Origin of the sequence: Paenibacillus gyeongsangnamensis, assembly GCF_027533625.1 — a bacterium.
Lineage (GTDB): Bacteria > Bacillota > Bacilli > Paenibacillales > NBRC-103111 > Paenibacillus_G > Paenibacillus_G gyeongsangnamensis.
Genome location: NZ_JAQAGZ010000012.1, coordinates 14,843 through 27,310 on the forward strand (window position 1 = coordinate 14,843; position 12,468 = coordinate 27,310).

A 12,468-nucleotide genomic window follows, 5' to 3' on the forward strand; every position below is an offset into this window, starting at 1 on the left:
CGTTCCTGCATCAATTTTTCGTTTCCGCCGGCACGTTGATCTGAGCTCTGCCGCCCATTTGCGTGACGGATTTGGCCACTCTGACCCCCAGGTGGACAAACAGTGCCGTATAAATGGCATGGCTTACAGCATCATGGACGGTTTGCAGAAGATCTTTGGCAAGTGTTGTGGTTTTGCTGCCCAAGAACGGGCCCATGATAAAATCGTCAAACTGGGTACGGGGCATATCTTTAATAAATCCGATAATGAAGGCGTCAATCACGAGCGATCTTGGATTCAGCAATTTTTCTCCGCGTGCCAAAATATACAAATCGATGAACAATCCTTGATAGATAAATCCGGGCCATTTCAACGGATCCACGCCGGACGAGCTGAAGATGAGCTGTTCCAGCAAATATTTGATAAAGATCAGGCCTGTGGCGACGCCGGGCTTGCGGATAATGGCGATGCCGGTGATGAGGATAAATTGGTAAGGAAGCGACTTGATGCCCCAGAAGTTCAGGAAGCTGCCGACTACCGGGATCGACTTGGCGAGCGGATCAATGAATCGATCGGCGATAAGGCTGTTGTAAAGCATCAGCATGACGCCGATAATGGCAAGGGAAAGAATGTCCTGGGTCGTCCATTTGCTGCTGGAGCCTTTTTTCTTCGATTGTCTTCGAATTAAAAACAATCCTCCGAGACACATGATCCAAATGGCGACATAAAGGGGGGCAGAGACTTGAATCGGCACTTTAACCGTCGAATACAAAAGATCGTGCAATGATTTCCTCTCCCTTATACTAATTTTCTCCGCTTCTATTACGGAGACATCTTCAGTATAGTCAGGAAGTTTTTTCGCAGTGTCAACGCAATTTTGAATTAATGTAAATAAACATACATATTTATGAATGTGATATTTTTTTTACATACAGATATTCTTTAGTAAAAAAATGAATTATAATAGTTGTATTCCAAGGTTCAAGAGAGGAGATCCGTAGTGTCGAACGTTTTCAACTGGGACCTGGGCAGCTTATCCCCTACGCAAAAAAATATTGCCGATTTTATCGAAAAAAACGCCGACCGGCTGCCTTACTTGACCGAGAGCGACATCGCGGCCGAAGTGCCGACCAGCATCGCCTCCGTCTCCCGTTTTTGGCAGGCTGTCGGTTATGCGAACCTGAAAGATTTTAAACACAGCATCCGCGAATCGGAAACAATCACTCCGGCCAAGAAAATGAAAAATATGTTCAACAAAATTGCGGCCGACGATCTTCTATGCGATATGCTGGAACGAACTGCCGAATATTTGCAAGATACCTCTTACAATCTGGCGCGGGAGCAGTTCGACCTGGCCGTAGACAAGATGGTTGAAGCGAAAACCATATATGTATTTGCACCCGGCCCTTCTGAAGGACTCGGCGCGCTGCTTCAATTCCGGCTGAACCGATTCGGCGTCCGTGTGCAGACGTTGCCGCAAAGCGGGCATCTGCTGTTTGAATCGCTCGTCAACTTCACGCCGGACGATGTCGTTGTCGTGTTCAGCTTTTTCAAGATTTTGCCGGAAACCAAAGTCATCCTCGACTATGCCGCTGAGCTGCCATGCGCGTCGATCGTGATCACGGACCGGCTCGTATCCGACTTGAACATTCAAGCCGATGTCGTTCTCTACACGTGCCGCGGCCAATTGTGGGAATTTCATTCGATGGTGGCGCCGACCGCTGTCGTCGAGAGCCTCGTAATCGCCATCGGCCTCCGTATCGAGCATCGGGCTCTTGCGAATCTGGAGCGGCTGCAGGCATTGCGGAAAAAGTACGCGCATGTCATCCCGAAATAGCTTACCATAATCGCCGGCTGCGTTACTTGCATCATCCCTTCAACGAAAAAACGTCCCCTGCCAGCTCACAGCCGATAGAGGACGTACCCTAGGCCATTGATCCGATTGAAGTAGATTTCCTACAAAAAAGGAGCTGCCGCGAATAGCTCCATTTGCATTTTTCGCTGTTATGACCGATAAGGTGAACCGTACCATAAATAAGGGCAAGTTTTTTTAGTGTTCAGGTTTTATATTAAGGTAGATAGGAGAGATACTAATGGGAAATACGGATAAGTTTGAAATGATAGCTAAAATGTATGACACTCCTGAAAGAATCCAAATTGCAAAGGTATCATCAGATGCCATTCGTAATTATTTAGTTGACGCTAAAAGTAAAAATGCTATTGATTTTGGTTGTGGAACTGGTCTTGTCGGAATGAACTTGTTAGACGATTTTAATTCTATGCTTTTTCTGGATACGTCACAAAACATGATTAATCAAATAAAGCAAAAAATTTCTGATTTTAATATTCAGAATGTAGATACATTGTGCTTTGATTTTGAAAAGGAAAATCTATCGGATTTACATGCTGACTATATTTTCATTGCTCAGGTTCTCCTCCATATTCATGATGTCGAATTCGTTTTATCAAGATTATTTGATGTTCTGAATGAAGGAGGACATTTACTAATCGTAGATTTTAATAAAAACGAAAAAATAGTTTCAGATATGGTTCATAACGGATTTAATCAAGTAGAGCTGACTGACATTATGACTAAAATAGGGTATAGGGATATTCAATCAAAAACTTTTTATACGGGAAGTAAAATATTCATGGGACATGATGCATCTATGTTTATTCTTGATTCTCAAAAGTAAACTTATAAGACGAGATCAAAAAAGGGCCACCGGTAAAGGATGGCCTTTAAACTTGCCGTTACAGACAACTTGGTAAATATTATCACAAGTAACGGCAAGTTTTTTTGTGGAGTGTGTTATGATACAGTAGTTGTAAGATTTGTAATGTTGTTAGGAAATAAAGAGATTAAGGAGAGATGAAAATGTCCTATATCGTTGATTTTAAAAATGTGTCTACGGTTGGTTTGGAGACTTCACCTGTAGTAGAAGCGCTTGCTGGTTTACGTGCCAATGAAGCCCGTTACTTTATGAATAAATACAAGCATGAATTTACGGTTGTACCAGCTAGTGAAAGTCAGGAGACCCTTGATTATGTGAACCGAATTTTGAAAGAGCGTGATATTGAGTTTGCGGCCAAACCTTTAGAGACATCGCGTTTTCAAGTGGAAAATATTAAATTTGCCTACGTCTTTTATGAGGACGGGCTTGCGGTAAATATCATGTATACGGTTGATGACCCTAAGAAGCGGGCCGTTGGTTTTAAGCTTTCTGAGGGGATGGAAATACCACAGGAGTTAGAAGGGAAGTTTAAGTTTGCTAGGCAGAAGTCTGCACTAGCTGGAACAATTCGGGGCTCGTTTTTTGTAATTAAAGGAGAATATTAAAGTAAGCAACAGCGCAATTGTTGCGAGCGATCAATTGGTTGCCTAGTTGCGCTAACGGGCACGAAAGTCGAACTAAGCGAAATAAAAGAAAGGGCCACCCCGGAAAAGGATGGCCCAAAAACTTGCCGTTACAGACAGTGCGGAGAACCGTATCATAAGTAACGGCAAGCTTTTAAGATTTGACGAAACAAGATAGGATTAGGTAATCTATGATTATATTCATTATTTGTAAAGCAATACAAATTTTGAAATGAAAGCGAGGATCATTGGATGTCTGAACCTTTGCTATCCCATCGGCCGCTTGGCAGGACTGGCCTGTTTATCTCACCGCTTTGTGTTGGCGGCGCACCGCTCGGCGATATGCCTGAAACCTTTGCCTTTAGCGCACCGGAAGAGAACGCGCTGGCAACGATTCGTGCCGCCTTTGCAAGCACGATCAATTTCCTCGATACGGCTGCGGCCTATGGCGACGGTGAGAGCGAGCGCCGTATTGGCAAGGTCATTAAAGAGAACGGCGGACTCCCATCGGGCTTTGTGCTCGCTACCAAAGCGGACCGCTGCTTACAGACGGGTGACTTCAGCGGTGAACAAATCAAACGTTCCATCGAAGGAAGTCTCCTTCGCTTAGGGCTGGATCGCCTGCAATATGTTTACATCCATGATCCGGAACATACCACCTTTGAGAATGTCATGGGACCGGGTGGTCCGCTTGAGATGCTGAAAAACTTCAAGGATCAGGGAGTCATCGATCACATTGGCATATCCGGCGGGCCGATCCAGATGCTCATTCGTTATGTGGAAACGGGGGAATTTAGCGCCGTTGAGACCCATAACCGTTACACGCTGCTCAATCGATCTGCTGAGCCTTTGCTTGATGTCGCAAGTCGATTGGGCGTTGCGGTCATCAACGCAGCGCCTTATGGGAGCGGCATGCTGGCCAAAGGTCCGGATGCCTACGCCCGCTATGCTTATAGCGATGCACCGCCGTTGCTGCTCGAACGCGCGCGATCGTTTGCAAAAGTCTGCCAGGAGCACGATGTGCCCCTAGCCGCCGCGGCACTTCAATTCTCCATGCGTGATCCCCGTGTTACGAGTACCGTTGTTGGCATGACCAAGCCGGAACGAGTCGCCCAGACTCTGGAGCTCGCTAGCTACCCCATTCCTTCCGAGCTATGGCATGTGCTAGATGCCATTGGATTTGATACGGACGATCCCGAAGCGAATCGATTTACATAAAAGAATAGATAGACATTCATGAAGATAAAAAAGCTTACAAGAAGGGATCGTCCTGTAACAGGACGATCCCTTTTTGTATTTCAAATTTAAGAAGATCATGCCTCGATCCGAATGCTTGAAGAGTTCAGCCAATTTATAGCATGGAAACCATAGCGCCGCAACCTCCTCCAAACATGCAAATCCATACACAGCCGGTAAATCGTGTATTTACTTAACGGCGGTTCATTTCCAGAAATCAACGTTCCCTCTAGATAGACTAAGCCGTGCCTCATCTATTTTGTTTATCAGAAAAACTAATTAAAACAATCAAATCATTTTAGTTGATTCGTTGATCCAGCTGTGATAGTTTGAAGGTAATATAAATTTAATAAGAATACTCGGAATTATTTCTTGCGATGTGAGGTGTATATCGTTGTTATTACAGGTAACGAACAGTCCTTTTAATCAAGAGCAAACGGAGCTTCTCAATCGCTTGCTGCCTACGCTTACGGAAATGCAGAAGGCTTGGCTGAGCGGTTATTTAACGGCTCTACACAAAATGGAAGCTCCGACGGATGCTTCGGCTGTGAACCAACCGGTCCTATCCAAGGAGGTAACGGTGCTGTATGGATCCCAGACCGGGAATAGTCAGAAGCTGGCCAAGAAGCTGATTGAAAAGCTTAAGGAGCAGGGTTTCCAGACAACGCTTTCCTCCATGAACGACTTCAAGCCGAATACGTTAAAGCAGGTTGAAAATTTGCTTGTTCTGGTGAGCACGCACGGGGAAGGCGAACCGCCGGATAATGCTCTGACTTTCTATGAATTTCTGCACAGCAAGAGAGCACCGAAATTAGAAGGTTTGAGGTTTTCCGTACTGGCTTTAGGGGACACTTCATATGAATTTTTCTGCAAGACGGGAAAGGACTTTGATCAGCGTCTTGAGGAGCTCGGAGGCAAACGGCTTACCGCACGCGTCGACTGCGACGTGGATTTCGATGATTCTGCCGCGGAGTGGATGGATCGTGTCCTTGCCTCTCTCAATGAGGCCTCAGCAGCCCCGTCCTTGGTAAACGGCGGCGGCGCCATCGTCCGGAGCGAGACGCAAACGGAATATTCGAGGACGAACCCGTTTCAAGCCGTCGTCGTTGAAAATTTGAATCTGAACGGGCGCGGCTCGGACCGGGAAACCCGTCACCTCGAGATTTCACTTGAAGGGTCCAATCTCCAGTATGAACCGGGCGACAGCTTGGGCGTTTATCCCCGGAATCATTCTGGACTTGTCGATGAACTGATCAGGGCAATGGGTTGGGAACGGGAAGAGCTTGTTCCGATTAATAAAAACGGGGAAGAGCGCCCATTGCTTGAGGCTTTGACCAGCCATTATGAAATTACGGTATTGACAAAGCCGCTTTTGGAGCAAGCCGCAAATCTTTTCCCGGGTAAAGGCTTGCAGCAGCTGCTTGCGCCAGGAAACGAGCAGGAGCTTAGAGCGTATATCAAAAATCGGGATTTGATCGATTTGGTGCAGGATTATAGTCTTAAAGGAGTATCCGGCAAACCATTTGTATCGATTCTTCGTAAGCTTCCGCCGCGTCTATATTCCATTTCCAGCAGTCCGAAGGCGTACCCTGACGAGGTACATCTCACGGTCCGAAAGGTAGAGTACGAAGCACACGGACGAAACCGATACGGCGTATGCTCGACCTTTATCGCTGAACATTTGGAGCTGGGCGATGCGCTGCCGGTATTTATACAGCATAACCCGAACTTCAAGCTTTCACAAAATCCGGATACGCCGATTATCATGATCGGACCCGGCACAGGCGTTGCTCCGTTCCGGGCTTTCCTGGGGGAACGGGAAGAGATCGGGGCACAAGGCAAGACGTGGTTAATTTTTGGCGACCGCCATTTCTCCACGGATTTCCTCTATCAGATCGAGTGGCAGCGTTGGCTGAAAGAAGGCGTACTGACACGAATGGATGTAGCGTTCTCACGCGATACGGATAAGAAGGTCTACGTGCAGCACCGAATTCTTGAACATGGCAAGGAATTGTATCAATGGCTTCAAGAAGGAGCCAGCATCTACGTGTGCGGAGATGAAAAGCAGATGGCTCATGACGTTCATGCCGCTCTCGCAACCATTATCGAGCGGGAGGGCGGACTTAGCCCGGAAGCAGCGGCGGAATATTTGGCACGGTTGCAGCAGGAAAAACGTTATCAGCGAGATGTCTACTGAGATTAGGCTCAAGGATAGCGAGAGGAGATAGCGAAGTGAGCGAAAACAATTTAATTTCATCGAATAGTGCGCCTCATAGCGATGTAGAGGAGATCAAGCGGCGAAGCGACTACTTGCGGGGATCTCTTGCAGACACGCTTAACGACAACATTACGGGATCCATTCCCGAGGACGATAACCGGTTAATGAAATTTCACGGAAGCTATATGCAGGATGACCGTGATCTTCGCAACGAGCGGAATAAACAGAAGCTGGAGCCGGCCTATCAGTTCATGGTGCGCGTGAGGGCTGCCGGTGGGGTCGTTACGCCGGAGCAATGGCTGATGATGGATCGCATCGCACAGCAATATGCGAACGGAACAATTCGTCTTACGACCCGTCAGTCCTTCCAGCTTCACGGCGTGATCAAGTGGAACATGAAAAATCTCATCAAGGAAGTCAACGAAGCGCTGTTAAGCACGCTTGCGGCATGCGGGGACGTCAATCGTAACGTCATGTGCAATCCGAACCCGTACCTTTCGGAAATACACGGGCAGGTTCATGAATGGGCCAAGAAGGTGAGCGCGCATCTTGATCCGCGAACCAGAGCCTATCATGAAATTTGGCTTAATGAAGAGAAGGTTGTCGACAGCCGGGACGGAGAAAAGCAAGAACCGATTTACGGACCTGTTTATTTGCCGCGTAAGTTCAAGATCGGCATTGCTGTACCGCCTTCCAACGACGTAGATGTCTTCTCTCAAGATCTTGGCTTCATTGCGATTCATGAGAAAGATCAGCTGCTGGGCTTCAACGTTGCGGTCGGCGGAGGCATGGGTATGACGCATGGCGATCCGCAAACGTATCCGCAGCTGGCACGGGTGATCGGTTTTGTCTCGCCGGAGCAGCTCGTCGACGTGGCCGAAAAAACAGTCACGATCCAAAGGGATTACGGAGACCGTTCGGTAAGAAAGCACGCCCGGTTCAAGTACACGATTGACGACCGCGGCATCGAATGGTTTATCAACGAACTTCACCAGCGCTTAGGGTGGAAGCTGGAGGAAGCACGCCCTTATCATTTCGATCACAATGGCGACCGTTACGGTTGGGTGAAGGGAAGCAACGGTAAATGGCATTTCACCCTCTTTATTCAGAACGGCCGGGTGAAGGACGATGACAACTACCCGTTGATGTCCGGTTTACGGGAAATTGCCAAGGTGCATAACGGGGATTTCCGTCTGACGCCGAATCAGAACCTTATCATAGGCAACGTGTCCAGCCAGAAGAAGAAAAAAATCGAGGAGCTAATTAAGGAATACGGGCTGACCGACGGAATTCAATATTCTGCGCTGCGCAGAAATTCCATGGCTTGTGTTGCATTGCCTACTTGCGGCTTGGCGATGGCCGAATCGGAGCGCTATTTGCCCACGCTGCTGGAAAAGATCGAAGTCATCTTGGATGAGGCGGGATTGCGCGAAGAGGAGATTGTCATCCGCATGACCGGCTGCCCGAACGGATGCGCTCGTCCTGCGCTTGCGGAGCTATCCTTTATCGGCAAGGCCCCGGGTAAATACAACATGTATTTGGGCGGCGGTTTTTCCGGAAATCGGCTGAATAAATTGTACCGCGAAAATATTGGCGAGACGCAAATTCTTGAGGAGCTGCGGCCGATCTTGAACCGGTATGCGAAGGAACGCGAGGAAGGCGAGCATTTCGGAGACTTCGTTATTCGCGCAGGGTACGTGAAAAAAGTTTATTCGGGACTTGATTTTCACGAGTAACGCGATATTCATATATTACAAAGCGGGTGAGCTGTCTTTCAAGTAGGGAGTAACTACTGGGGAGACAGCTCTTCTTCATGGAATGGAAATAATTTACAACACAAATAATGTCCAACAAGTTATAATATGATTGTATTGTTGAAAGCGATTTCTTCATATTAAAGCATCGGTAATTGAAGGGAGGAATGAATAATGACTCAATCCGTTGATCGCTTAAACACGCGGCGCATCACAGGCAACATCTTTAAAGGCTCGGTAGGAAATCTGATCGAATGGTATGATTGGTACGTTTATACCGCCTTTGCGGTGTATTTCTCGGCCGAGTTCTTCCCTAAGGGAAACGTGACAAGCCAACTGCTGAATACAGCGGCCGTCTTCGCCGTCGGTTTCCTGATGCGCCCGATAGGGAGCCTGCTGCTGGGCCGATACGCCGATCGTCATGGCCGCCGTGCCGCGCTGACGCTCTCCATTTCCGTCATGGCCGGTGGTTCTCTGATCATTGCTTGCACACCCGGCTATGGCACGATTGGCGTGTTGGCTCCTATTATTCTGGTTCTCGCCCGCCTGATCCAAGGGTTATCGCTAGGCGGTGAATATGGAACCTCAGCGACGTACCTGTCCGAGATGGCCAGCAGCGGCCGCCGGGGCTTCTACTCAAGCTTCCAGTACGTCACGCTTGTTGCCGGACAGCTGGTGGCACTGGGGGTTCAGATCATCCTCCAACAAATACTCAGCGAACCGGATATGAAGTCTTGGGGCTGGCGCATTCCTTTTGTAATAGGAGCGTTGGGGGCATTGGCCGTATTATGGCTGCGCCGCACGATGGACGAATCGGAGCAGTTCTCAAAGATGGGTTCCGAAAGCCGGGCCGGCGCCGGTACGATACGGGAATTGATGAAGCACCCGAAGGCGGTGCTGACCGTAGTCGGACTTACGCTCGGCGGAACCGTCGCCTTCTATACCTACACAACGTATTTACAGAAGTTCATGGTGAATACGGAGGGACTTCCCAAGGAGATTGTCAGCTGGATTAACTTTGTCGCCCTGCTGGTATTCGTAGTCCTCCAACCTCTTGCCGGTCAATTGTCCGACCGCATCGGACGGCGTCCGCTATTGATTAGTTTCGGTATTCTCGGAACGCTGTTGACGGTTCCGCTATTCCTGATATTGGAGCAAACGAAGAGTCCGATCGGTGCTTTTGCGCTCATGATGGTAGGGCTCATCATTGTCACCGGTTACACATCCATTAACGCCATCGTGAAAGCCGAGCTCTTCCCGGCGGAAGTCCGTGCCCTTGGCGTCGGTTTCCCCTACGGAGTCACCGTGGCGGTGTTCGGCGGCACGGCGGAGTTTATCGCGTTATGGTGCAAGAGCATAGGCTATGAGTCGCTCTTCTATTACTACGTAGCTGCCTGTATTGCCGTAAGCTTGATCATCTACTGGCGTATGAGCGAGTCTTCGAAGGTTTCCCGCATCGAATCGGAGAACAACACTACAAAACGCTAGCTGTCCGTTCAAACCGATCTTAGCGCAATATTGGAAAGCTTGTTATTGCGAATGCGATTGTCAAGCGACAAGCGAAGGTTCAATTTTTGCACTACCGACTTTGAAAGAAAATTGATAAAATAGGGGGGCAAGGATAATTCCATAAATTGGGGGTAAGAAATGAGTAATCCACATCAAAACTATAAAAATCATCGAAGGCTGCATCCTCTTTTTCATGTTGCGCTCACACTGCTGACAGCGATCTTGTTTATCTCCGCTGTAGTAGGGCTAGTGAGATCATTCCAAGCGGGGAATCAAGTTTTTCCTGCAGTCCTCTTTCTAATTATTTCTATCATGTTTATCATTGTTTTCTTATTAGTTCGCTCTTATCCTTTAAAAGCACAGGATCGCGCGATCCGAGCCGAAGAAAATCTCCGGCACTATGTATTAACTCAGAAGCTGCTGGATCCAAGGCTTAGCGTACAGCAAATTGTGGCTTTGCGGTTTGCCTCCGATGACGAATTTCCTTCCCTTTGCAAGAAAGCAGCAGAAGATCAGTTGTCTCCCGATGCCATTAAAAGGTCTATCCGGAATTGGAGAGAAGACGACTACAGAATATAGGAATAGCAGAGGGCGGAAATAAAAGAAATCTGAAGAAGGCGTTTGATATAGGCTATCCCGATAAGGGATTGCCTTCTTTGTATATGTGGCGATATTTAGGGAGGCGATCTCCCAATGCCTAAGCAGAAGTGTCTCGATGATAACCGGCGTAAGGTTTGCATAGATATGATTTGGGGCATGCGATAACCGGCCTGTCGTATACGACGCTGGACTTAATGATGCGACGAGTCTTCACCCCGAAGCTAACCGGACGAGAAGGGACCAAGAGGGAGAGACGCCTCGCTCAGTTGAAAGCTGTGACGGATATCTATACTTGGAAATTTCTACGTCGCGATTACGGTTTGAGCCGCAACCAAACGGAGCTCGCTCTGGGCGAGCTACTTCATCCCCCAACAGGAGGTAATTAGATGGCTCGTATCCTTGCCTATACCTCGCCTGCTCGTGGACACTTGTTTCCGTTGACTTCGATCCTGGATGAGCTTTGCAAACGAGGCCACGACATAGTACTGCGCACACTGGCCTCGCAGATGGAACTTGCACTATCACATGGTTTCGACGCTGCTCCAATCGATAGCCGGATTGAAGCAATGCCCCATGATGATTACAAGGCGCGCACAGCTCGGGGAGGGCTGCAACGTGCTGTAAGCATGTTCAGCGCGCGTGCAGAATATGACGGCCCTGATCTGCAGCAAGCGATCGTGAGCACTCGCCCCGACGCTATAATCGTCGACGTGAACTGTTGGGGTGCTGTCGCGGCTGCTGAGGCTTGGGGCGGACCATGGGCGACATTCTGCCCCTATCCGCTCGCGTTGACCTCACGTGATGTGCCGCCTTTTGGTCCCGGGCTTTCACCTGCGCGCGGATTTTTAGGCCGGATGCGCGATCGCGCTCTGAAGCCATTGTTTGTAGGTACTTTCGAGCACATTATGCTGCCGCCGCTCAACGAAGTACGCGATAGCTTTGGGCTTGACCCGTTAAGCAGCGCCGACGATATGTTTGGCCGCCCGCCGCTTATACTCTACCTTACAGCCGAGCCGTTCGAGTATCCACGTTCAGATTGGCCGTCAAACATCGTCATGGTCGGCCCCTGCGCTTGGGATCCTCCAGCCGAACCTCCTGATTGGTTAGCTATGATCGAACGCCCAATCGTGCTTGTCACAACCTCCTCAGAGTTTCAGAATGACGGTCGCCTCATCGAAGCAGCGCTGGAAGCTCTTTCGGAAGAGAATGTCCATATCATCGCAACACTTCCCGCACAAGATTCAGCCGCATTGCGAACATCAGCCAATGCCAGCATATTGCCATTTCTCCCACATGGACTCGTGCTTGAGCGCGCAGTTTGTGCAATTACCCATGGCGGAATGGGGGCCACCCAGAAGGCGCTGGTACACGGCGTACCTGTGTGCGCGGTGCCTTTCGGACGTGATCAAATGGAGGTAGCGCGACGCGTTGAGGTAGCCGGAGCCGGCACACGACTGCCCGCCAGCCAACTCAGCCCAGAACGCCTGCGTGCCAAGGTACGCGAGGCGATGGCATGCGTCGAAGGCGCCCGCAGAGTATCCGAAGGATTCGCAGCAGCGGGCGGGCCCATTGCTGCTGCCAATGCCTTTGAGACGCGTCTCTTGGGACGTTTCCTCAACTAAGTAACGTCTGCAACGTTGCAAATGTGAACACATTAACAACTTTTTAACAATAGATTAACATATAGTTTATACTCGTAAAACATTTCGGAACATAATAAGAAATATAAGAGGATATAAAGGATCGAAAATCCAAGTCATTTCCCATTGTCGTCTGATTCATACGAAAGAAGAAGCCATCGAAGCTCTGTATGC

General features: G+C 48.8%; 10 protein-coding genes. 9 read left to right on the plus strand and 1 reads right to left on the minus strand.

The window, feature by feature from the left end; genetic code table 11:
* Positions 1-10: 10 nt before the first annotated feature.
* Positions 11-763: a hypothetical protein gene (locus O9H85_RS18630; protein ID WP_269882929.1), complete on the minus strand. Its 753-nt coding sequence runs from the start codon at positions 761-763 to the stop codon at positions 11-13.
* 216 nt (positions 764-979) lie between these two features.
* On the opposite strand from O9H85_RS18630, the gene O9H85_RS18635 reads away from it, so the two are divergent.
* The 9 genes from O9H85_RS18635 to O9H85_RS18675 all read left to right on the plus strand — a co-directional run bounded on the left by O9H85_RS18635 (position 980) and on the right by O9H85_RS18675 (position 12,276).
* Positions 980-1,816: a MurR/RpiR family transcriptional regulator gene (locus O9H85_RS18635; RefSeq protein ID WP_269882930.1), complete on the plus strand. Its 837-nt coding sequence runs from the start codon at positions 980-982 to the stop codon at positions 1,814-1,816.
* Positions 1,817-2,072: 256 nt separating this feature from the next.
* Complete coding sequence (locus O9H85_RS18640; protein WP_269882931.1) at positions 2,073-2,675, plus strand: class I SAM-dependent methyltransferase; 603 nt, start codon at positions 2,073-2,075, stop codon at positions 2,673-2,675.
* Positions 2,676-2,857: 182 nt separating this feature from the next.
* A complete protein-coding gene (locus tag O9H85_RS18645) occupies positions 2,858-3,319 on the plus strand; it encodes a phage tail protein (protein WP_269882932.1) in 462 nt (153 codons plus the stop codon).
* 270 nt (positions 3,320-3,589) lie between these two features.
* Complete coding sequence (locus tag O9H85_RS18650) at positions 3,590-4,555, plus strand: aldo/keto reductase (RefSeq protein WP_269882933.1); 966 nt, start codon at positions 3,590-3,592, stop codon at positions 4,553-4,555.
* Positions 4,556-4,967: 412 nt separating this feature from the next.
* On the plus strand, positions 4,968-6,770 hold the full coding sequence (locus O9H85_RS18655) for an assimilatory sulfite reductase (NADPH) flavoprotein subunit (RefSeq protein ID WP_269882934.1): 1,803 nt from the start codon (positions 4,968-4,970) through the stop codon (positions 6,768-6,770).
* A 35-nt stretch (positions 6,771-6,805) separates the two neighbouring features.
* Positions 6,806-8,527 carry an assimilatory sulfite reductase (NADPH) hemoprotein subunit gene (cysI, locus tag O9H85_RS18660; protein WP_269882935.1) on the plus strand — a complete coding sequence of 574 codons (1,722 nt, stop codon included), beginning with the start codon at positions 6,806-6,808 and terminating at the stop codon, positions 8,525-8,527.
* 192 nt (positions 8,528-8,719) lie between these two features.
* A complete protein-coding gene (locus O9H85_RS18665) occupies positions 8,720-10,033 on the plus strand; it encodes an MFS transporter (RefSeq protein ID WP_269882936.1) in 1,314 nt (437 codons plus the stop codon).
* A 159-nt stretch (positions 10,034-10,192) separates the two neighbouring features.
* The gene (locus O9H85_RS18670; RefSeq protein ID WP_269882937.1) at positions 10,193-10,633 is read left to right on the plus strand and encodes a DUF6526 family protein; all 441 of its coding nucleotides are present in this window, start codon (positions 10,193-10,195) and stop codon (positions 10,631-10,633) included.
* A gap of 407 nt (positions 10,634-11,040) precedes the next feature.
* On the plus strand, positions 11,041-12,276 hold the full coding sequence (locus tag O9H85_RS18675) for a glycosyltransferase (RefSeq protein ID WP_269882938.1): 1,236 nt from the start codon (positions 11,041-11,043) through the stop codon (positions 12,274-12,276).
* Positions 12,277-12,468: the final 192 nt, after the last annotated feature.